We start from the raw sequence: 22,294 nt of genomic DNA, 5'->3' as shown, positions 1-22,294 counted from the left end.
TCTTCAAATATAGGCGTGTATACAGTGAAAAGCACTGCCTTCCACTTTCTATACTGTACGCATCGACTTCTCAAATCGTAAAACGCCAGTGCATCGTCGCGGCGAGGAGAACAACATGCGGGTTCTGGTGCTCGGTAGCGGTGTGATCGGTACGGCCAGTGCGTATTACCTGGCCCGCCAGGGTTTCGAAGTGGTGGCGGTGGATCGTCAGAACGGTCCCGCCATGGAGACCAGCTTCGCCAACGCCGGTCAGGTGTCGCCAGGCTATGCCTCGCCCTGGGCGGCGCCGGGTATCCCGCTGAAGGCCATCAAGTGGTTGCTGCAAAAGCACGCACCGCTGGCCATCAAGATGACCGGGGATATCGACCAGTACCTGTGGATGGCGCAGATGCTGCGCAACTGCACCGCTGCGCGCTATGCGGTGAACAAGGAGCGCATGGTGCGCCTGTCCGAGTACAGCCGTGACTGCCTGGACGAGTTGCGCGCGGAAACCGGCATCGGTTACGAAGAGCGCCAGCTCGGCACTACCCAGCTGTTCCGCACCCAGGCGCAACTGGACAACGCCGCCAAGGATATCTCGGTGCTGGAGCAGTCCGGCGTGCCCTATGAGCTGCTCGACCGTGCCGGTATCGCCAAGGTCGAACCAGCCCTGGCGGGTGTCACCGACAAGCTCGCCGGCGCCCTGCGCCTGCCCAATGACCAGACCGGCGACTGCCAGCTGTTCACCCGCAAGTTGGCCGAAATGGCCACCGCGCTGGGCGTCCAGTTCCGCTTCGGGCAGAACATCCAGCGCCTGGATGTCGCCGGTGACCGCATCAACGGCGTGTGGATCGACGGCAAGCTGGAAACCGCCGACCGCTACGTACTCGCCCTGGGCAGCTACAGCCCGCAACTGCTCAAGCCGCTGGGCATTCGTGCGCCGGTCTATCCGCTCAAGGGTTATTCGCTGACCGTGCCGATCACCAACCCGGACATGGCGCCGACCTCGACCATTCTCGACGAAACCTACAAGGTCGCCATCACCCGCTTCGACCAGCGTATCCGCGTGGGCGGCATGGCCGAGATCGCCGGCTTCGACCTGAGCCTCAATCCGCGTCGTCGCGAAACCCTGGAGATGATCGTCGGTGATCTGTATCCCCAGGGAGGTGACCTGAGCCAGGCGGATTTCTGGACCGGTTTGCGCCCGGCGACCCCCGATGGCACACCCATCGTCGGCGCCACCCCCTATCGAAACCTGTTTCTGAACACCGGACACGGTACCCTAGGCTGGACCATGGCCTGCGGCTCCGGTCGCCTGCTGGCAGACCTGATCGCCAAGAAGCGCCCGCAGATCAGCAGCGAAGGCCTGGATATTTCCCGCTACGGTAACCCCAAGGAGTTGAACAACCATGTCCATACAGCGCCTGCGAACTGAGCCGCGCCTGAGCGAAATCGTCATTCACAACGGCACCGTCTACCTGGCCGGCCAGCTGGATGAGAACCACAGTGACGGCATCGAAGCGCAGACCAAGGCGACCCTGGACAGCATCGATGCCTTCCTGGCCGAAGCCGGTACCGACAAGACACGCATTCTGTCGATCACCATCTTCCTCAAGGACATCGATGACCGCGAAGGCCTGAACAAGGTCTGGGACGCCTGGGTTCCCGCTGGCCATTCGCCCGCCCGCGCCTGCGTCGAGGCCAAGCTGTATTCGCCGGATGTGCTGGTGGAAATGACAGTGATCGCTGCGTTGCCCTGAGGCTCGCAGCACGCCTGGCCTGAGAACTGGCCGACTTGTGGAAGCCGGAGGGGCGCTTCGTCCATGCCCGCTCCCACAAAAGCACTCCACTGACCGTTCATCTTGCTCTGTGATTTCCCGCCCTTCGAGATAACCATGCGTCCCGCCCGTGCCCTGATCGACCTGCAAGCCCTGCGTCACAACTACCAACTGGCCCGTGAACTGGCTGGCGCCCGGGCGCTGGCGGTGGTCAAGGCCGATGCCTATGGGCATGGCGCAGTGCGTTGTGCCCAGGCGCTGGAGGAGACTGCCGACGGTTTCGCGGTGGCCTGTATCGAAGAGGCGCTGCAGCTGCGTGCGGCCGGCATCAGCGCACCGATCCTGCTGCTCGAGGGTTTCTTCGAGGCCAGCGAGCTGGCGCTGATCGATGAGCATGACCTGTGGTGCGTGGTGCACGCCGGGTGGCAGTTGGAAGCCATCGAGCAGGCGGACCTGAAGCGCCCGCTGAACGTCTGGCTCAAGCTGGACAGCGGCATGCACCGCGTCGGTTTCCACCCGGCCGACTATCAGGCGGCCTACCGGCGCCTGCTGGCCAGCGGCAAGGTGGCGAAGATCGTGCTGATGAGCCACTTCTCCCGGGCCGACGAACTCGACAGCAGCCGCAGCGACGAACAACTGGCGGTGTTCCAGCAGGCCCGCGAAGGCCTGGCCGCCGAGGTCAGCCTGCGCAATTCACCGGCCCTGCTGGGCTGGTCGAACATACCCAGCGACTGGTCACGGCCCGGCATCATGCTCTACGGCGCCACGCCGTTCGAGCAGGCCCAGGAAGTCGCTGCGCGGCTGCAGCCGGTAATGACCCTGGAGTCCAGGGTCATCAGCGTGCGTGATCTGCCGGCCGGCGAGCCGGTCGGCTACGGCGCGCGCTTCGTCAGCGAGCGCCCCACACGGGTCGGCGTGGTCGCCATGGGCTATGCCGACGGCTACCCGCGCCATGCGCCGACCGGCACGCCGGTGCTGGTCGACGGCCAGCCGTCGCGCATCATTGGCCGTGTGTCCATGGACATGCTCACCGTCGACCTCAGCGATCTGCCGGGCACCGGCCTGGGCAGCCGCGTCGAGTTCTGGGGCCGCGGCGTGCTGGCCAGCGATGTTGCCGTGGCCGCCGGCACCATTCCCTACCAGCTGTTCTGCAACGTTCGGCGCGTACCGCTGATCTACAGCGAAGCCTAGGCACAGTGCGACCCGAAGTGTTCGGGCTGTTGTAAATACTGAACACTGTCGCCATGATAAGAGCACTTTTCATGGCTTCACTGGGGGTATCCAACATTGGACGTCGGTCTTCGCCTGCAATCGATCCGCAAGCAAAAGGGGCTTTCCCAGCGCGAACTCGCCAAGCGGGCGGGGGTTACCAACAGCACCATCTCGATGATCGAGAAGAACAGCGTGAGCCCCTCGATCAGTTCACTGAAGAAGGTGTTGGCCGGCATCCCCATGTCACTGGTGGAGTTCTTTTCCCTGGAGGCCGAGCAGGACAATCAGGTGCAGGTGGTCTACCGCGCCAGTGAGCTGACCGATATCCACAGCGGCGCGATCACCATGAAGCTGATCGGCAAGGCGCACCCCAGCCGGGCCATTTGCTTTCTCGACGAAACCTATCCGCCGCATAGCGATACCGGCCTGGAGATGTACGCCCACGAGGGCGAGGAAACCGGCATGCTGGTCGAGGGCCGTCTGGAGCTGACCGTGGGGGACGAGGTGTTCATCCTCGAGAGCGGTGACAGCTACTACTTCGAGAGCAGCAAGCCGCACCGCTTCCGCAATCCCTTCGATCAGCCGGCGCGGTTGATCAGTGCCACCACGCCCGCCAACTTCTGAACCGGCCCGGCAATCTGCGCCACCGTTGATCTGCGTCATGGGTTGGCCGATCCCGCCGTAGGGGCCAGCCGGTATACTTTGCCGGCTTGCGAGACCCTGGCCGCGAGCGTGATTAGCCACCCATGAGGGCATCTGAGTGAACCCAATGAGAAGCATGCTGCTAGCGCCGGCCATCGCCCTGGCGCTATGGGCCGTGACGGCCCAGGCGAACACCGACGAGGCGATTGCCGAGCGGATCAAGCCCGTCGGGCAGGTGTGCATCGCCGGGCAGACGTGCGAAGGCATCGAGGCCGTTGCGGTCGCAGCTGGCGGTGCCACTCGCAGCGCCGACGACATCATTGCCAAGCACTGTACCGCGTGTCACTCCAGCGGCCTAATGGGCGCGCCGAAGATCGGCGATACCGCAGCCTGGAAGGACCGCGCCGACCACCAGGGCGGCCTGGACGGCATTCTCGCCGCGGCCATCAATGGCATCAACGCCATGCCGCCCAAGGGCACCTGCGGCGATTGCTCGGACGACGAATTGCGCGCCGCCATCCAGAAGATGTCCGGTCTGTAGAATCGCGTTCTCAACATCTGACAGAGCCGCCGAAAGGCGGCTTTGTTGTTTCAGGGTGATGACAACATGCAGCAAAAGGCGCTGCGGGGGAGTCCAACGCGGACGATCCCGACCGTTGGCCTGGAGAACCGCATGCCCCAATCCCGTACCCTCGAGCAAGCTGTCGACCACGTGCTGGACGCCATCGAGGGGCCGATTCATCTCGGTCTGCCCCTTGGTCTGGGCAAGCCCAATCGCTGGGTCAACGCGCTGTACGCGCGGCTGCGTCAGATGCCCGAACGGCAGCTGACCATCTACACCGCCTTGTGCCTGGGGCGGCCGCGAGCCGGGCAGGAATTGCAGCAGCGCTTTCTCGAACCCTTCGTCGAGCGCGTCTATGGCGACTACCCGGAGCTGGATTTCCTCGCCGACCTGCAGGCCGACCAGTTGCCGGCCAACGTGCGCATCGAGCAGTTCTTTCTGCAGCCCGGTAGCCTGCTCGACAGTGCACCGACCCAGCAGGATTACACCAGCAGCAACTACAGCCATGCCGCTCGCGACCTGAACGCCAAGGGCGTCAACGTGGTGGCCCAGCTGGTCGCGGTCGACCCGGCGCGGCCCCAGCACTTCAGCCTCAGCTGCAACCCGGACATCACCCTCGACCTGCTGCCGATGCTGGAGGAGCGGCGCGCGCGCGGCGAAACCATCCTCTGTGTGGCCCAGGTGCATGAGCAGTTGCCCTATATGGCGGGCGATGCCGAGCTGGCCCGGGAGGTCTTCGATATCCAGTTGCAGGAAAGCGAAGCCAGCACGCTGTTTTCCACCCCGAACATGCCGGTCACCGTGCAGGACCATTGCATCGGCCTGTATGCCAGCACCCTGGTGCGTGACGGCGGCAGCCTGCAGATCGGTATCGGCGCCATGGGCGATGCGGTCAGCGCCGCGCTGTTGCAGCGCCATGGGGATAATCCGGCGTACCGCGCCGTGCTCGATGACCTGCAGAGCGGCGGGCAACACCCCCTGAGTGCCCTGCTGGGCGGGCTGGAGCCATTTCAAACAGGGCTGTACGGCTGCAGCGAGATGTTCGTCAACGGCTTGCTGGCCCTGGCCGACGCCGGAGTGATTCGCCGCGTCGTGTATCCCGATGTGCGCGTGCAACGCCTGGCCAGTGCGGGCGCACTTGATGCCAGCGGCCAGCCGCGCAGCGTGCAGGCGCTGCTCGAAGCCGGGCTGCCGACGCGCCTGGACGAGGGCACGCTGGCCTGGCTGCAGGAGGGCGGGCTGCTGGACGCCAACCTCAAGCTGCAGGGCGAGAACCTGCTGCTACCGACCGATCAGCAGTGCTCCACCGATCTGTCCGACCCGCTCAGCCAGGCGGCACTGCGCGATTATCTGACGCCTGCCGGGCACGGCGTGGTGGTGCATGGCGGCTTCTTTCTCGGCCCGCAATCCTTCTATGAGCGGCTCAACGCCATGACCGCCAAGCAGCGCAGTCGCTTTGGCATGACCGGCATCGGTTTCATCAACGAGCTGTACGGCCAGGAATCGCTCAAGCGTCTGCAGCGCGTGGATGCGCGCTTTATCAACAGCGCGTTCACCGTCACCCTGCTCGGCGCGGCGGTGGCCGACCAGCTCGAGGACGGCCGGGTGCTCAGCGGTGTAGGCGGGCAGTACAACTTCGTCGCCCAGGGCCATGCGCTGCCTGGCGCCCGCTCGATCCTGCTGCTGCGCAGCTGGCGCGAATCGGCCGGCGAAGTCAGCTCCAATATCGTCTGGGAATACGGCCATGTGACCATCCCGCGCCATCTGCGCGACGTGGTGATCACCGAATACGGCATCGCCGACCTGCGGGGCAAAACCGATGCCCAGGTGATCGAGGCGCTGCTGGCGGTGGCCGATTCACGCTTCCAGAAAGAGCTGATGCAGCAGGCCATCGAGGCCGGCAAACTGCCCAGGGATTTCCGCCTCGACGCCCGTTACACCGACAACACCCCCGAGCGCCTTGAGCAGCTTGCCAGACGCCATCGGGCGATGTTCGCCGAGTATCCGCTGGGCAGCGACTTCAGTGCCGAGGAGCAGGCGCTGTTGCGCGCCCTGACCTGGCTGAAGGGCAAGTTTCGCTTGAGCGAGGTGCTGGAACTGGGCAAGGCGGCGCTCGATGCGCCACCTGCCGAAGCGTTTCCTGCCGCCCTGCAGCGCATGGGCCTGGAGCAGCCCGACGGATTGCGCGAAGAGCTGTACCAGCGTCTGCTGTTGGCAGGGCTGCAAGCTACTCGAGAAAGGTGACCTTGCCGCCTTCCAGGGACTTGATGCGCGCCAGGGACTCGATGCGATAACCCTGGGCGTCCAGCGCGGCGCGGCCACTCTGGAACGACTTCTCGATCACCACGCCGATGCCGGCGATGCTGGCGCCGGCCTGGCCGACCAGGTCGATAAGCGCCTTGGCGGCATGACCGTTGGCGAGGAAGTCGTCGACCAGCAACACGTGGTCATTGGCGTTCAGGTGCTTGGAGGAAATCGCCAGGGTGCTCTCGGTCTGCTTGGTGAACGAGAACACCTTGGAGATATACAGGTTGTCGGTGAGGGTCAGCGACTGGTATTTGCGTGCGAAGATCACCGGCACGCCCAGTTCCAGGCCGGCCATCACCGCCGGGGCGATGCCGGAGGCCTCGATGGTGACGATCTTGGTGATGCCCTGACCCTTGAAACGCTCGGCGAACTCGTGGCCGATCTCCTGCATCAACTGTGGGTCGATCTGGTGATTGAGAAAGGCATCGACCTTGAGCACCTGCTCGGAGAGGACGGTACCTTCACTGCATATCTTCTGTTTCAACGACTCCACGATCGATCCTCTGGGCTCTAGAGCAAAGCGGCGGATTTTCGCTCAAAATGCTGATCATTTGTAGCGAAAACACAATGCGCGCCATCCGCTCGTCCATTGCCTGGCCCCGCCGGGCGCTCAGGCGCTGCGCGTCAGGCGGCGCAGAATGTCCCGGGGAATGCCGCGCGTATCCAGCGGCAGCTTGTCCGGCGCGGGCTCCAGGCCCAGTTCGAACAGCCAGTTGAGGGCGTATTCGCGCAGTTGCTTGTGCTCGTAGTCATGCCACTGCTGACGCAGGGCAGGGAAGTAATCGATCTCGTAATCGAAGGCGCGCAGCGGCTTGCGGCCCGTCAGCGCGGCGCTGAGCAGCGGGTGAGCGTTGAGATCGTTGAGGGTGAACAGGAAGGATTCACGCATTGCCACCCGCTGAGCGACATCGAGATTCGGCACATGGGCGTAGCGCTCAGGGTGCAGTTGCACCTGCTGGCGCTCGTCGCTGCCGTCATCGTCCGGCGACAGGGTCAGCACCGTGCCGGCCTCCATGTCGAGCCAGTGCTCGAGGGTTTCGCGACCGTTGATCAGTTGGGTGAGGGTGTCGAGGTCGAGAGTGAGCGTGCGCATGGTGCCGGGCCTCTTTGCAAAGGGAGCTGACGATGACGAGGCCGGCTGCTGGAGCCGGCCTCTCACTCTGACTACGAAATGTTGCACTGGTGCCCGTCGGAATGGTGGGCTCGGTGAAAAGGTTGGCTGGGTTGAGCTATGCGATACCCAGGTCGATTTCCCGGGTGTCGCTACATTCGACCCTGGCGACCGGTTCATGCTTTCAGCGCTTGAGCATTGCCCGCATGCTGGCCAGGGCGTCGTTGCCACGGGCGGCCTTTACCTCCACGGGAGCCTCTTCCTGGCCTTCCCAGACCAGGTCCTCCGGCGGCAGCTCGTCGAGGAAGCGGCTTGGCGTGCATTCGATGATCTCGCCGTACTGCTTGCGCTTGGCCGCGAAGGTCAGGGCCAGGTTGCGCTTGGCGCGGGTAATGCCCACGTAGGCCAGGCGCCGCTCCTCCTCGATGGTGTCGGACTCGATACTGGAGCGGTGGGGGAGGATCTCCTCCTCGAAACCGATGATGTACACCGACGGAAACTCCAGGCCCTTGGAGGCGTGCATGGTCATCATCTGCACACCGTCGGCGCCTTCTTCCTCTTCTTGCTGGCGTTCGAGCATGTCGCGCAGCACCAGCTTGCCGATGGCGTCCTCGATGGTCATGTCGCCCTCTTCATCCTTGTCGAGGGTGTTCTTCAGGGCGTCGACCAGGAACCAAACGTTGCCCATGCGCGCCTCGGCGACCTTGTCGCTGGAGGCGTTCTGGCGCAGCCAGTTCTCGTAGTCGATATCCATTACCATGCTGCGGATCGCGGCGATCGGCTCGTTGATCACGCACTGCTCGCGCACCCCGTCCATCCAGCGCTTGAAGCGCGCCAGGCGCTCGGTGTAGCGGCTGTCCAGGTGCTCGCCGAGGCCGATCTCGTCACTGGCAGCGTACATGCTGATCTTGCGCTCGTTGGCGTAGTTGCCAAGCTTTTCCAGGGTGGTGGAGCCGATCTCGCGGCGCGGCACGTTGATCACCCGCAGGAAGGCGTTGTCGTCGTCCGGGTTGACCAGCAGGCGGAAGTAACTCATCAGGTCCTTCACCTCCTGGCGGGCGAAGAAGCTGGTGCCACCGGACAGGCGATAGGGAATCTGGTGGTGCTGCAGCTTGAGCTCCATCAGCTTGGCCTGGTAGTTGCCGCGATAGAGGATGGCGAAGTCGCTGTATGGGCGCTGGGTGCGCAGGTGCTCGGTGAGGATTTCCAATGCCACGCGCTCGCACTCGGCGTCTTCGTTGCGGGTGCGGATCACACGGATCTCGTCGCCCATGCCCATCTCGCTCCACAGCTGCTTCTCGAAGGCGTGGGGGTTGTTGGCGATCAGAGTGTTGGCGCACTTGAGGATGCGGCTGGTGGAGCGGTAGTTCTGCTCGAGCATCACCACCTTCAGCGACGGGTAATCCTCCTTGAGCAGGTTGAGGTTCTCCGGCCGCGCACCGCGCCAGGCGTAGATCGACTGGTCGTCGTCGCCGACCACGGTGATCTGGTTGCGCATGCCTACCAGCAGTTTCACCAGCAGGTACTGGCTGGAGTTGGTGTCCTGGTATTCGTCGACCAGCAGGTAGCGGATGCGGTTCTGCCACTTTTCCAGAATGTCCTGATGCTCCTGGAACAGCTTCACCGGCAGCAGGATCAGGTCGTTGAAGTCCACCGCGTTGTACGCCTTGAGCGTGCGCTGGTAGTGCAGGTAGACGATGGCGGCGGTCTGCTCCTTGGGGTTACGGGCGCCTGCCAGGGCCTCGTCGGGCAGGATCAGGTCGTTCTTCCAGCTGTCGATGTAGTTCTTGACCTCGTCTGCGCCATCGTCGCCGGCATACTCCTTTTGCATGATGTCGGTGAGCAGCGCCTTGATGTCGCCGTCATCGAAGATCGAGAAGCCGGGTTTGTAGCCCAGGGGCGCGTATTCCTTGCGGATGATGTTCATGCCCAGGTTATGGAAGGTCGACACCGTCAGGCCGCGGGCCTCGGGGCCCTTGAGCAGCGTGCCGACGCGCTCCTTCATCTCGCGGGCGGCCTTGTTGGTGAAGGTCATGGCAACGATGTGCTGGGCGCGGATGCCGCAGTTCTGCACCAAGTGGGCGATCTTGCGGGTGATCACGCTGGTCTTGCCGGAGCCTGCGCCGGCGAGCACCAAAAGAGGGCCGCCGACGTAGTTCACGGCTTCCTGTTGCCGGGGGTTGAGTCGGGACATCGTGTCTATCGCAGAGGAAAATGGCCGCGCATTTTAGCTCAAAGTCGTCGCCCATTTGGTGGCTTTGCTGCGGCAGCCGACAACCGCGTGGCGGGCCAGCGCCTGCACACCCATTACGCGCTCGGGGCTTGTCGGTTACCGGGGTTTTGTCGCAGGATGTCCGGCGATTTACACGGAAGTGGTTGATTTGACGCCGGATATGGCGCTCCTAAAAGCGCGGCAAGCGCTTGTCTTTTTCGTGCATCGGGGGATCTTTCTTGAGCGCAGTCGTCGAGCCGTTGCGCCTGGTACTGCTGGCGGAGACGCCGCAGTGGGGCGAGTTGCTGCGCGAGGGGCTGGAAGCGCTGGGCGGGCCGATACCGCTGAGCTGCGCCAGTTGGGGGGATGCCCAACGATTGCTCGACGATGCCGAGGACGCCGTACTGCTCACCACGCCAGCGCATCTGGCCGACTCCAGGCGCTGCACCTCGCCGATCATCCTGTTGTTGGAAAGCGAGCCGAGCGATGCGCCGGCGCAGGTCTGCGACTGGCTGGTGCGTGACCAACTGAGCCCGCATGTGCTGCGCCGCAGCCTGCGTTACGTGCGCGAGCAGGGGCAGCTGCGCCTGACCCTGCAGCGCCTGGCCGAGCAGGATGCGCTGACCGGCGTGGCCAATCGCCAGGGCTTCCATACCTTGCTGGCGGCGCGGCTCGATGAGCAGGGCCGGCGTGGCCTGGCGCTGATCCAGCTGGATCTGGACAACTTCCGCCAGGCCAACGATGCCCTCGGCCACCGCGCCGGCGACCAGTTGATCCAGCAAGTGGTGGCCCGTCTCAAGCAATACCTGAGCCGCGGCGAGCAGATGGCGCGGCTGGGCGGCGACGAATTTGCCCTGCTGGTCGACTGCCATGAGGATGTCGAGCAACTGCTTACCCGGGTGCAGCACCTGCTCGAGGCCTTGGGCGAGCCCTACTGGCTCGAGGGCGAGAGCCTGCTGCTCGGTTGCAGCCTCGGCGTGGCCCTGGCCAAGCCGACGAGCACCGCCGATACCCTGATGTGGCACGCCCATATCGCCATGCAGCAGGCGAAAAGCCGCCATGGCTGTACCTATCACCTGTACGACGAACGCCTGGATCACGGCATGCGCAGCCAGGTCGACCTGCAGCGCGAGCTGCGCCGGGCACTGCGCCGGGACGAGTTGCAGCTGCACTATCAGCCACGGCTGTGCCTGCACAGTGGCGCCATCGTCGGCCTGGAGGCGCTGGTGCGCTGGCAGCACGAGACGCACGGGCTGCTGCTGCCCGGCGAGTTCGTGCCGCTGGCCGAGGAGTGTGGGCTGATCGTGCCGCTTGGCTACTGGGTCATCGACCGCGCCATGCGTGACATGCAGTGGCTGCTCGAGCGCGGCCACCCGCCGCTGCACATGGCGGTCAACCTGTCGTTCCGCCAGTTCCAGGACAGCCAGCTGCTGCCGACCCTGGAGCGGCTGATCGGCAGCTGTGGCGTCGACAGCCACTGGCTGGAGTTCGAACTGACCGAAACCGCGGTGATGCGCCGCAGTGACTACGTGCTGCAGACCATGCGCCGCCTGGGCCACCTGGGCGTGCGCTTCTCCCTGGACGACTTCGGCACCGGCTTCTCGTCGTTCGAACACCTGAGCAACCTGCCCATCGCCCTGCTGAAGATCGATCGCAGCTTCGTCAGCGGCATGGAACTGCGTCCGCAGAGCCAGCAACTGGTGCAGGCGATGATCAGCCTGGCCCACAACCTCGACCTGCAGGTGGTCGCCGAAGGTGTGGAGAACCTAGAACAGCTGCACCTGCTGCGCGAATTCGGCTGCGACCAGGTGCAGGGTTACCTGATCAGCCGCGCAGTGTCGCGCGCCGAGCTCGAGGCTGTGCTGGCCCGGGCGCAGTCATCTCCGCCCGGTTCACGGCAGCGGGACGCCTGAGGCGACGCCAGGCTACGACAGGCAGGCCTCTGTCTCGCCAGCCTTTGGCCGTTGCAGGCGCGCGGTCTTCCATTGAAAGCCCAGCACCAGGCCGGTTGCCGTCACCGCCAGTCCTGCAGCCAGGCCCCACCAGACGCCATGGGCGCCCCAGCCGAGCGGGAAGGCCAGCAACCAGGCCAGCGGCGCGCCCACGCACCAGTAACCGGTCAGGCCGATCACCAGGGTGATGCGGCCGTCGTTGAGGCCACGAATCGCGCCCATGGCGATGCTCTGCAAGCCGTCGAACAGCTCGAACCAGGCGGCAATCGCCAGCAGGCTCACCGCCAGGGTGATGATATCGGCGAACGCCGGGTCGTTACGGTCGAGGAACAGGCCGATGATCCACTCCGGCAGCAGCCAGAACAGCAGGGCGAACAGCAGCATCAGCGCGGCGCCCAGGCCCATGCCCAGGTGGCCGGCCAGGCGCGACAGGTTCAGGCGGTTTGCGCCGTAGTGCATGCCGACGCGAAAGGTCACCGCATAGGACAGGCCCTGGGGCACGATAAAGGCCAGGGCCACCGACTGCATGGCGATCTGGTGCGCCGCCAGTTGCACGCTGCCCAGCGCGCCCATGCACAGGGTGGCAAAAGTGAACAACCCTTGCTCGGCCGCATAGGTGCCACCAATGGGCAGGCCAAGGCGCAGCAGGGCGCGGAGTTCGGCGCGCTGCGGGCGACCCAGGCCGCCGCGCAGCTTGTAGCGTTGGTAGGTCGGCGAAACCAGGATATACAGCGCCAGGGCCAGCGCCGTGGCACTGCTGACCAGCGCGGTGGTCAGGCCGATGCCGCTCAGGCCCAGGTCTACGCCCAGCCAGCCCTTGATCAGCGCATAGTTGATGACGAAGTTGGCAATGGTGCCGATGATGCTGATGGTCATCACCGGGCCGGGATGGCCGATGGCGCTGGTAAAGCCGCGCAGGGCCATGAAGCACAGGTAGGCGGGTAGGCCCAGCGACAGCGGGCGCAGGAACGCCATGGCCTGGCTGGCCGCGGCCGGGTCCTGGCCCAGGTGCGGCAACAGTGGGCCCAGGCCATTGAGGCACAGCGCACTGATGACGCCCAGCAGCATGGCCAGCCACAGGCCATTGCGGAGCAGGCGGGTGACGCCGGCCGGGTCACCGCCGCCATGGCGGATGGCGACCAGGCTACCCACGGCGGCGATCACCCCGGTGCAGAAGATCGAGAAGATGAAGTAGCAGGTAGCGCCCAGCGCGCCGCCGGCCAGCTGCCCGGGGCCGAGCATGGCCATCATCAGCGTGTCGGTGAAGATCATCAGCGCATGGGCCAGCTGCGCGGAGATCAGCGGGCCGGCCAGGCGCAGCAGGGCACCCAGTTCGTGACCAAGGGGATTTTTCATGATGAGTAAAACGCCGGCAGGGTAAGCATCCCCAGACTGTCGGGAGATGAGCAATAGCAGGTATTCTGCGGTTTGTAATAAGCGTTCACAAAAGGAAAATAGCCATGCCAGGCATGAGCAAAACTCATGGTTCAGGTCAATGAGTCGGCGCCTGCCCGCGCTGTATGCCCTGCGCGCTTTCGAAGCAGCGGCCCGGCATGGCTCGTTCACCCGGGCGGCCGATGAGCTGGCGATCACCCAGAGCGCCGTCAGCCGGCATATACGTACCCTGGAGGCGCACTTCGCCTGCCGGCTGTTCGAACGCCGCGGGCGGGCGCTGCAGTTGACCGAGCCGGCACGCCTGCTGCTGCCGGGGGTGCGCGATGGCTTCGAGTCCCTGGAGCGGGCCTGCGCGACCCTGCGGGTGGAGGACAGCATCCTGCGCCTCAAGGCACCCTCGACCCTGACCATGCGCTGGCTGCTCGCCCGGCTGTCGCTGTTTCGGGCCCGGCATGCCGACCTCGAGGTGCAGCTCACCAGTGCCTGGATGGACGTCGACCGGGTGGATTTTCTGCATGAGCCTTTCGATTGTGCGGTGCTGCTCGGCGCCGGCACCTTCAGTGACGAATGGCACTGCGTGCGGCTGTTCGAGGAGTGGTTGATCCCGGTTTGCGCGCCCGCGGTGCTCGGCGAGCAGCCCTGGGACGTCAGCCGTCTGCAGCAGGCCGAGCTGGTGCATCCGACGCCCGATCGCCGCGACTGGCGCCGCTGGCTGCAGGCCATGGGCCTGGCTGACCAGGTGTCGCTCAAGGGCGGCCAGGTGTTCGACACCCTGGAACTGGGCATCGTCGCCGCAGCACGCGGCTACGGTGTGTCGATCGGCGACCTGGCGATGGTCGCCGAAGATGTGCACCTGGGCCGCCTGGCGCTGCCCTGGCCGAGCGCCGTATCCAGTGGTGATAGCTATTATCTGGTGTGGCCAAAGGCTCGCCTTGGCCAGGAACGCTTCGAGCGGCTGGCCGAGTTCCTGCTCGCCGAAGTGGCCGGCATGCAGTTGCCCGACGTGCAGCTGCGGCGCTAGAAAAGCGCTGAAAAGTCTCAACGGCGAGGTTTTTTCATTACTCCGCGTAAAAAATGTGGTGACCGCGTCGCGGTGGCCATTGACGCACTAAAACTCTCAAGTATTCTCCGCGCTCGCCGAAAAAGGCGGCTTATCAATGATTCCATATAAGGACATGTGGAGATATGGAGATACCCCATGACCCCCCCTCGTTCCCGTATTGCCTGGCAGCTGGCGACGGCCCTTGCCGCCATGCTGGTACTGCTGATCAGTGTCAGTACCATATTCGCCCTGCGCTCGCTGAGCAGCGCCAACCTGGTCACCCGTGAAGAACACCTGGGCAGCGAAGCGCGTCTGCTGGCTGACCAGCTGAGTACCTTTCATGACAGCCTGCGCGAAAGCACCCAGCGCCTGGCAGGGCTGTTCGAGCGGCGCTTCAGTGGCGGCCTGCGGGTCAGCCCGGACGAACGCGTTGCCGTCGGCTCACTGCAGGCGCCCGCGCTTTATCTGGGCAGCACGCGGTTGAACAACGAGTTCGCCGAAGTCGACGAGTTTCGCCAGCTTACCGCTGGCGTGGCGACCATCTTCGTGCGCGATGGCGATGACTTCGTGCGCGTCACCACCTCGCTGACCAAGCAGGACGGGGGGCGCGCCATCGGCACCGTGCTGGATCGCAACCACCCGGCCTACGCACGGCTGCTCGCCGGCAATAACTACGTGGGCCGGGCGCTGCTCTTCGAGCGCTTCTATATGACCCAGTACACACCGGTGCGCGACCAGAACGGGCGGGTCATCGCCGTACTGTTCGTCGGCTTCGACTACACCGACGCGCAGAATGCCCAGTTCGCCAACCTGCAGCGTTTCCGCATCGGCAGCACCGGCTCTCTGGCGCTGCTCGACGACCAGAACAAGTGGCTGGTAGCGCCTTATGGTGCGCAGCGCCCCGAGCAATTGACGGACAACATGACCAATGTGCTGGGCATGCCAGGCAAGGGCGGTTTCTGGAGCGACGGCAGCGAGGATTTCTACAGCGTTGCCGTGCCGTTCGCCGGTGGCCCGTGGACGGTGGTGGCGAGCATGCCGGAAAAGGAGATCCAGGCCGTGACCTGGCGGGTCGGTAGCCAGCTGGCCATCGGCAGCCTGGTGACCCTGGTGCTGGCAGTGCTGGCGGTGATCTGGCTGCTGCGCCGCAAGCTGCGCCCGCTTGGCGATCTGGTCGAACAGGCCCAGGCCCTGGGCGCCGGCGATCTGAGCGTGCGCCTGCAGGTCAGCAGCCATGACGAGATCGGCGAACTGTCGCGCAGCTTCAACCAGATGAGTGAGGCGCTGTCGACCATGGTCGCGCGCATTCGCGGCGCCGCGGGCAACGTCAGTCAACGTGCCGAGGCGCTGTCCGGGCTGTCGCGTGGTGCCTATGAAGGCATCGAGCAGCAGTCCGGAGAGATCAGCAGCATGGCCGGCGCGGTGGAGGAGTTCAGTGCCACTTCGCTGAACATCGCCGACAACATGCGCAGCACCGAACGCATGGCCAGCGAGAACGCCAGCCAGACGCGTATCGGCCGCACCTCGATGGAAGAGGCGTCCGCCGCTCTGGAGCAGATTTCTCAGTCGGTGAACAGCGCCGCCAAGGTCATCGACAGCCTCGGCCAGCGCTCCCAGGAAATCGGCGGCATCCTCAGCGTGATCACCTCGATCGCCGACCAGACCAACCTGCTGGCGCTCAACGCCGCCATCGAGGCTGCCCGTGCCGGTGAGCAGGGCCGTGGCTTCGCCGTGGTCGCCGATGAAGTGCGCAGCCTGGCCGGACGTACCCGCGAGGCCACCACCGAAATCTCCACCATGATCGGCAGCATCCAGGGTGAAACCAGCAGCGCCATCAGCACCATGGAGCAGGGCCGCCAACTGATGCAGAACGGCCTGGAGCTCAACGCCAAGGTTGCCGCCGCCTTGACCCAGATCGCCGAGCAGACCAGCGCCGCCGGCGAGCAGTTCGCCGCCATCACCACCGCCACCAGCGAGCAGAGCAGCACCGCCACGGTGCTGAGCAGCAACCTGCAGAGCATCGCCCAGGCCAACGACGAGCAGCGTGAGGTGATCGCCAACCTGGCGCATACCTCCAAGGAGCTGGAAACGCTGGCCGCCGACCTGCACCGCGAGGTCGAGCGCTTCCGCTAGACCTCTCGCCGCAGTCGGCCTCTCCATAGCTGGCGCCGTAGGCGCCAGCCGCTCTCCGGGCCCCGTCGTGGGCTCGTCAAAGCTTGCGTCATCATCATGCAAAGCAACCTGTGCCAGGCTTTTGTCCTGGCCTGGGGCGTGCGCGTGCAAACCGCAGCTGTGCAGCATTTCACGGCGGTTCGTGCGGAATCCGAAACGTCCGCGAAATCAGTGCTCGCCAAGGGCAGTTTTTGATTGATCTGAGCGAGTCATGGTCTTAAAGTCCGCGCCCGAACGTCCATGCTGGCAACGATCCATTCGGCTCAAGTACTGACGACGAGAGGTTGCCCGGCCGGTTTTTCCGGTCAGGCAATTCTCGGCGACATGCCTTGGGAAGTAGGCGAACCAAAGTGGGGAAACTGATCAGACGTTCCTGGCCTGGCAACAGGCTTTCCGGCCGATTGCATGATCGGTCGCCCCCAACGTTGAACCTGTGCCCGGTTCAACTGCCCGAATCCTAGTGTTCATGGTTTAGCCATTTGGAGACCCGCATGTCGATCAAGGTCGAAGATTACTATCCGCGCGAAACCTTCAACAAAATGAAGGCCTTCGCCGACCAGCAGGAAACCCCGTTCGTGGTGATCGACACCGCGATCATCAGCCAGGCCTACGATGACCTGCGCGCCGGTTTCGAATTCGCCAAGGTGTACTACGCCGTCAAGGCCAACCCGGCCATCGAGATCATCGAGTTGCTGCGCGACAAGGGCTCGAACTTCGACATCGCCTCGATCTACGAGCTCGACAAGGTCATGAGCTGCGGCGTCGGCCCCGAGCGCATCAGCTACGGCAACACCATCAAGAAGGCCCGCGACGTTCGTTACTTCTACGAGAAAGGCGTGCGCCTGTTCGCCACCGACTCCGAGGCCGACCTGCGCAACATCGCCAAGGCCGCGCCGGGCTCGAAGATCTACGTACGCATCCTCACCGAAGGCTCGACCTCGGCCGACTGGCCGCTGAGCCGCAAGTTCGGCTGCCAGACCGACATGGCCATGGACCTGCTGATCCTCGCCAAGCAGCTGGGCCTGGTGCCCTACGGCATCTCCTTCCACGTCGGTTCGCAGCAGCGCGACATCGACGTGTGGGACGCCGCCATCGCCAAGGTCAAGGTGATCTTCGAGCGCCTCAAGGAAGAAGACGGCATCATCCTGCAGATGATCAACATGGGCGGTGGCTTCCCGGCTAACTACATCACCCGCACCAACAGCCTGGAAACCTACGCCGAGGAAATCATCCGCTTCCTCAAGGACGACTTCGGCGACGAGCTGCCGGAGATCATCCTCGAGCCGGGCCGTTCGCTGATTGCCAACGCCGGCATCCTGGTCAGCGAAGTGGTGCTGGTGGCGCGCAAGTCGCGTACCGCCGTCGAGCGCTGGGTGTACACCGACGTGGGCAAGTTCAGCGGTCTGATCGAAACCATGGACGAGGCCATCAAGTTCCCCATCTGGACCGAGAAGAAAGGCGAGATGGAAGAGGTGGTGATCGCCGGGCCGACCTGCGACAGCGCCGACATCATGTACGAGCACTACAAGTACGGCCTGCCGTTGAACCTGGCCAGCGGTGATCGCCTGTACTGGCTGTCCACCGGGGCCTACACCACCAGCTACAGTGCGGTCGAGTTCAACGGCTTCCCGCCGCTGAAATCCTTCTACCTGTAAGCCCTGCTGCACGCCGAGCGCCCGCACCCGTTGCGGGCGTTTTGCTTTCTGCGTCGTGGGTTTGGTGTACGCCGCCATTGGTGCCTTGCCAGGGGGAAGTGGGCAGCGCGAGAATGCAGGCACTTCTCCGCGGTATTTAAGGATCCCCGATGCCCGATCCCGTTGCAGCCGGCCTGCGCCTGGCGCCCGATGCACTCACCCGTCCCTTCTCGCCCCAGCAGTTCGCCTTCTCCACCACCGATGACCTGGAGCCCTTTCGCGGTGTGCTCGGCCAGGAGCGCGCCGTACAGGCGCTGCAGTTCGGCGTGGCGATGCCGCGCCCCGGCTACAACGTGTTCGTCATGGGCGAGCCGGGCACTGGCCGTTTCTCCTTCGTCAAACGCTACCTGCAGGCCGAGGGCAAGCGCCTGGAAACGCCGCCGGACCGGGTCTACGTCAACCACTTCGACGAGCCCCGCGAGCCGCGCGCAGTGGAGCTGGCAGCCGGCACCGCCAGCGAGTTCATCGCCGACATCAACACCCTGATCGACAACCTGCTGGCAACCTTCCCGGCGGTCTTCGAGCACCCGTCGTTCCAGCAGAAGAAGAGCGCCATCGACCGCGCTTTCAACAAGCGCTACGACCAGGCCCTGGACGTGATCGAGAAGCTATCGCTGGAGCGCGGCATCGCCCTGTACCGCGACAGCACCAATATCGCCTTCACGCCGATGCTCGATGGCAAGGCACTGGACGAGGCCGAATTCGCCCAGTTGCCGGAGGCCGACCGCGAGCGCTTCCATGCCGACATCGCCGCCCTGGAGGAGCGCCTCAACGAGGAACTGGCCAGCCTGCCGCAGTGGAAGCGCGAATCGAGCAACCAGTTGCGCCAGCTCAACGAGGAAACCATCACCGTCGCCCTGCAGCCATTGCTGGCGCCGCTGTCGGAAAAGTATGCCGAGAACGCCGGGGTGTGCGCCTACCTGCAGGCCATGCAGGTGGATCTGCTGAAAAGCGTGATCGACCTGTTGATCGAGGTGGAAAAGCCCGACGCCCAGACCCGCAAGTTGCTCGAAGAGCTGTACTACCCGAGCCTGATCGTCGGCCACCACGTCGATGGCGGCGCGCCGGTGGTGTTCGAGCCTCATCCGACCTACGACAACCTGTTCGGCCGCATCGAATACAACACCGACCAGGGCGCCCTCTACACCAGCTACCGCCAACTGCGCCCCGGCGCTTTGCACCGCGCCAATGGCGGCTTCCTGATTCTCGAGGCGGAGAAGTTCCTCAGCGAGCCGTTCGTCTGGGAAGCGCTCAAGCGCGCCCTGCAGTCGCGCAAGCTGAAGATGGAATCCCCGCTGGCCGACCTGGGTCGCATCGCCACCGTGACCCTGAACCCGGAAACCGTGCCACTGCAGCTCAAGGTGGTGATCATTGGTTCGCGCCAGCTGTACTACGCACTGCAGGACGCCGATCCGGACTTCCAGGAGATGTTTCGCGTGCTGGTCGACTTCGACGAGGACATTCCCCTGGCCGACGACAGCCTGGAACAGTTCGCCCAACTGATGAAGACCCGCACCAGCGAGGAGGGCATGGCGCCGCTCACCGCCGCGGCGGTGGCGCGCCTGGCCACCTACAGTGCGCGCCTGGCGGAGCACCAGGGGCGTCTGTCGGCGCGCATCGGCGACCTGTTCCAGCTGGTCAGCGAAGCGGATTTCATCCGCAACCTGGCCGGTGAAGCGGTCACCGATGCCGACCATATCGAGCGTGCGCTGAAAGCCAAGGCCACCCGCACCGGGCGCGTCTCGGCGCGGATCATCGACGACATGCTGGCCGGCATCATCCTTATCGACACCGCTGGTGCGGCCATCGGCAAGTGCAACGGCCTGACCGTGCTGGAGGTGGGCGATTCGGCCTTCGGCGTGCCGGCGCGGATTTCCGCCACCGTCTATCCGGGCGGCTCGGGCATCGTCGACATCGAGCGTGAGGTCAACCTCGGCCAGCCGATCCACTCCAAGGGCGTGATGATCCTCACCGGCTTTCTCGGCAGCCGCTATGCCCAGGAATTCCCCCTGGAGATTTCCGCGAGCATCGCCCTGGAGCAGTCCTACGGTTACGTGGATGGTGACAGCGCCTCGCTCGGCGAGGTGTGCACATTGATCTCGGCGCTGTCGCGCACGCCGCTCAAGCAGTGCTTCGCGATCACCGGGTCGATCAACCAGTTCGGCGAGGTGCAGGCGGTCGGCGGGGTCAACGAGAAGATCGAGGGCTTCTTCCGCCTCTGCGAAGCCCGCGGGCTGACCGGCGAGCAGGGGGCGATCATCCCGCACTCCAACGTCTCCACCCTGATGCTCGACGAGCGTGTGCTGCAGGCCGTGCGCGCCGGGCAGTTCCATGTGTATGCCGTGCGCCATGTGGACGAGGCGCTCAGCCTGTTGGTCGGGCAGGACGCTGGCACCCCGGACGCCAAGGGGCATTTTCCTGCTGGCAGCGTCAATGCGCGGGTGGTCGAGCGCCTGCGCGAGATCGCCGAGATCGGCATGGGCGAAGAGGATAAGCCCGAGCAGGCCAAGGAAGCGCTCACCGTCGCCCTGCCGAAAACACCCCGGGTGAAAAAGCCCATAGCTGAGTAGTGGGCAGGGCGGGCTGATCAATCGTTGATCGGCTCGCGCGCTGCCGTTCAGCAGGCTGCATACAGGTGCTTGCGCACCTGTCATGCACAAGGTTATCCACAGCTCTGGTGTATAAGCCGGCTTTGCCGGCAGGCGCTACGGGTGTAGGCTGCAGGTCTGTCTCTGCGAGGATTGCCGCCATGTCGCGTAGCCTCTGCCTGACCCGAGAGTGTCTTGGCGTGACCACCCGCATCGAGTGTACGGTGCTGCCCCTGGTGGGGGATCAGGGGCTGTGGACCTTGATCTGCGTCGCCGGCCTGGACGCCCGCCAACCGTCCGCCGTCAAGGCACAAGGCCCATTCCACGGGCCTCTGGTGGTCGAGCAGGTGCTCGACGATATCGCCGAAAGCCTCTCCGGCCAGGGCTACCGCATCTGTCATCAACCACTGATCTGGCGCCTGCACGCCCAGGCGCAGCTGCGTCGGTTGAACGGTACACGGGCAGCCCCCCGAGGTATTTCCCTGTCCTTGCCTGATAGTTGAGCGACAGACGGGTGAGCCGTTCGTGGGGCGACCAGTCAGTCAGTTGAGGCGCCAGGCTGCAAATCTTATCCACAAATGCTTTTCATGCTGCGACGGGCCTTCTGCGCTCGCCGCACGGCGGCTCGGCGATGGCGCATGGCTTGTCTGTGTCCGGCCGCTGGGTATACTCGCTCGCCTGTCAATTACCTGTGAGAGTCCATGGAACGCTTTATCGAGAATGCGATGTATGCTTCGCGCTGGCTGCTGGCCCCCATCTATTTCGGCCTGTCGCTTGGCCTGCTGGCGCTGGCGCTGAAGTTCTTCCAGGAAATCTTCCATATCCTGCCCAATATCTTCGCCATGGCCGAGGCGGAGCTGATCCTGGTGCTGCTGTCGCTGGTCGACATGGCGCTGGTCGGCGGCCTGCTGGTGATGGTGATGATGTCCGGCTACGAGAACTTCGTTTCCCAGCTGGATATCGACGACCACAAGGAAAAGCTCGCCTGGCTCGGCAAGATGGATTCCAGCTCGCTGAAGATGAAGGTGGCGGCGTCCATCGTGGCGATTTCCTCGATCCACCTGCTGCGGGTGTTCATGGATGCGCGCAACCATGACCCCGAGCACCTGATGTGGTACGTGATCATCCACATGACCTTCGTGGTGTCGGCCTTCGCCATGGGCTACCTGGACAAGCTGACCAAGCACTGATCCGCGCTGCCAATAAACAGACGCCCGGCCCGCGGATTGCGCGCCGGGCGTTTTGTTATCCGCAGCCCGACAATCGTATAGTGGTGCCTCTTGCCTGCGAGGACATGCCATGACCCTGCCTGAATTGCTGCAAGCGGCGCGCGCTGGCGCGGTGAGCGAGCTCGAACTGATTTCCCTGGAAGGCGGCATCTACCTGCTGCAGATTCTCGGTGCAGAGCAACGCGCCTACCTGCGCGATGAGGCAGGGCGCAACCTGCACCTGCGCTCGGTTGAGCATGCTCGCGACCTGCTCGAAGAGCTGCCCCAGATACCGCTGTTTCTGGTGCATGCCTCGGCCTACGACGAGATGTGCGGCTTGCCAGGCGGCACGCGAGACGCCCTGCGTGTGCCGGTCGCCTTGCGCAGCCGCTGGTAAGCCACGGGGCCGGGCAGGAAGCATGATAGGCTAGCCGGCCTTT

18 protein-coding genes are annotated in these 22,294 nt (G+C 64.5%); 14 read left to right on the top strand and 4 right to left on the bottom strand.

Annotation, left to right across the window (positions count from 1 at the left end):
• The first annotated feature begins 115 nt into the window (after positions 1-115).
• From dadA to BM154_RS22235, 6 genes are all read left to right on the top strand, one after another.
• Positions 116-1,414, top strand: a complete 1,299-nt coding sequence (gene dadA, locus BM154_RS22260; RefSeq protein WP_074889685.1) for a D-amino acid dehydrogenase — start codon at positions 116-118, stop codon at positions 1,412-1,414.
• Positions 1,389-1,739: a RidA family protein gene (locus BM154_RS22255; protein ID WP_074889682.1), complete on the top strand. Its 351-nt coding sequence runs from the start codon at positions 1,389-1,391 to the stop codon at positions 1,737-1,739. Before dadA ends, BM154_RS22255 begins: the two co-directional genes overlap by 26 nt.
• Before the next feature lie 135 nt (positions 1,740-1,874).
• A complete protein-coding gene (gene alr, locus BM154_RS22250) occupies positions 1,875-2,948 on the top strand; it encodes an alanine racemase (protein WP_074889679.1) in 1,074 nt (357 codons plus the stop codon).
• A 96-nt stretch (positions 2,949-3,044) separates the two neighbouring features.
• Positions 3,045-3,593, top strand: a complete 549-nt coding sequence (locus tag BM154_RS22245) for a cupin domain-containing protein (RefSeq protein ID WP_074889677.1) — start codon at positions 3,045-3,047, stop codon at positions 3,591-3,593.
• 136 nt (positions 3,594-3,729) lie between these two features.
• On the top strand, positions 3,730-4,152 hold the full coding sequence (locus tag BM154_RS22240) for a c-type cytochrome (protein ID WP_074889674.1): 423 nt from the start codon (positions 3,730-3,732) through the stop codon (positions 4,150-4,152).
• 132 nt (positions 4,153-4,284) lie between these two features.
• Positions 4,285-6,417, top strand: coding sequence for an acetyl-CoA hydrolase/transferase C-terminal domain-containing protein (locus tag BM154_RS22235; protein ID WP_074889671.1), 2,133 nt, complete (start codon positions 4,285-4,287; stop codon positions 6,415-6,417).
• On the opposite strand, the gene BM154_RS22230 is transcribed toward BM154_RS22235, so the two are convergent.
• The 3 genes from BM154_RS22230 to rep all read right to left on the bottom strand — a co-directional run bounded on the left by BM154_RS22230 (position 6,401) and on the right by rep (position 9,785).
• Complete coding sequence (locus tag BM154_RS22230) at positions 6,401-6,973, bottom strand: xanthine phosphoribosyltransferase (RefSeq protein ID WP_074889668.1); 573 nt, start codon at positions 6,971-6,973, stop codon at positions 6,401-6,403. The two genes, BM154_RS22235 and BM154_RS22230, sit on opposite strands and share 17 nt — an antisense overlap.
• A gap of 117 nt (positions 6,974-7,090) precedes the next feature.
• The gene (locus BM154_RS22225; RefSeq protein ID WP_074889665.1) at positions 7,091-7,573 is read right to left on the bottom strand and encodes a UPF0158 family protein; all 483 of its coding nucleotides are present in this window, start codon (positions 7,571-7,573) and stop codon (positions 7,091-7,093) included.
• A 202-nt stretch (positions 7,574-7,775) separates the two neighbouring features.
• Entirely contained in the window at positions 7,776-9,785 is a 2,010-nt protein-coding gene (rep, locus tag BM154_RS22220) for a DNA helicase Rep (protein ID WP_074889663.1), read from the bottom strand.
• A gap of 257 nt (positions 9,786-10,042) precedes the next feature.
• Between rep and BM154_RS22215 the strand changes: the two genes are divergently transcribed.
• Positions 10,043-11,716, top strand: a complete 1,674-nt coding sequence (locus BM154_RS22215; RefSeq protein WP_074889660.1) for a putative bifunctional diguanylate cyclase/phosphodiesterase — start codon at positions 10,043-10,045, stop codon at positions 11,714-11,716.
• A gap of 12 nt (positions 11,717-11,728) precedes the next feature.
• Here BM154_RS22215 and BM154_RS22210 read toward each other — a convergent pair whose 3' ends face one another.
• Positions 11,729-13,111: a NorM family multidrug efflux MATE transporter gene (locus tag BM154_RS22210; RefSeq protein ID WP_074889657.1), complete on the bottom strand. Its 1,383-nt coding sequence runs from the start codon at positions 13,109-13,111 to the stop codon at positions 11,729-11,731.
• Positions 13,112-13,250: 139 nt separating this feature from the next.
• On the opposite strand from BM154_RS22210, the gene BM154_RS22205 reads away from it, so the two are divergent.
• From BM154_RS22205 to BM154_RS22175, 7 genes are all read left to right on the top strand, one after another.
• Positions 13,251-14,171 carry a LysR substrate-binding domain-containing protein gene (locus BM154_RS22205; RefSeq protein WP_074889655.1) on the top strand — a complete coding sequence of 307 codons (921 nt, stop codon included), beginning with the start codon at positions 13,251-13,253 and terminating at the stop codon, positions 14,169-14,171.
• A gap of 177 nt (positions 14,172-14,348) precedes the next feature.
• Positions 14,349-16,325, top strand: a complete 1,977-nt coding sequence (locus tag BM154_RS22200) for a methyl-accepting chemotaxis protein (protein WP_074889652.1) — start codon at positions 14,349-14,351, stop codon at positions 16,323-16,325.
• Between the two features lie 530 nt (positions 16,326-16,855).
• A complete protein-coding gene (locus BM154_RS22195; protein ID WP_074889650.1) occupies positions 16,856-18,019 on the top strand; it encodes a type III PLP-dependent enzyme in 1,164 nt (387 codons plus the stop codon).
• A gap of 149 nt (positions 18,020-18,168) precedes the next feature.
• Positions 18,169-20,628, top strand: coding sequence for a Lon protease family protein (locus tag BM154_RS22190; RefSeq protein WP_074889647.1), 2,460 nt, complete (start codon positions 18,169-18,171; stop codon positions 20,626-20,628).
• Positions 20,629-20,807: 179 nt separating this feature from the next.
• The gene (locus BM154_RS22185) at positions 20,808-21,149 is read left to right on the top strand and encodes a PA4575 family protein (protein WP_074889644.1); all 342 of its coding nucleotides are present in this window, start codon (positions 20,808-20,810) and stop codon (positions 21,147-21,149) included.
• 198 nt (positions 21,150-21,347) lie between these two features.
• Positions 21,348-21,836: a TIGR00645 family protein gene (locus BM154_RS22180; RefSeq protein ID WP_074889641.1), complete on the top strand. Its 489-nt coding sequence runs from the start codon at positions 21,348-21,350 to the stop codon at positions 21,834-21,836.
• A 109-nt stretch (positions 21,837-21,945) separates the two neighbouring features.
• Positions 21,946-22,251, top strand: a complete 306-nt coding sequence (locus BM154_RS22175) for a DUF6482 family protein (RefSeq protein ID WP_074889638.1) — start codon at positions 21,946-21,948, stop codon at positions 22,249-22,251.
• Positions 22,252-22,294: the final 43 nt, after the last annotated feature.

Origin of the sequence: Phytopseudomonas argentinensis (genome assembly GCF_900113905.1) — a bacterium.
GTDB lineage: Bacteria > Pseudomonadota > Gammaproteobacteria > Pseudomonadales > Pseudomonadaceae > Aquipseudomonas > Aquipseudomonas argentinensis.
The sequence above is the reverse complement of the archived record's forward strand: the minus strand, read 5'-3'. Positions and strand labels throughout refer to the sequence as shown.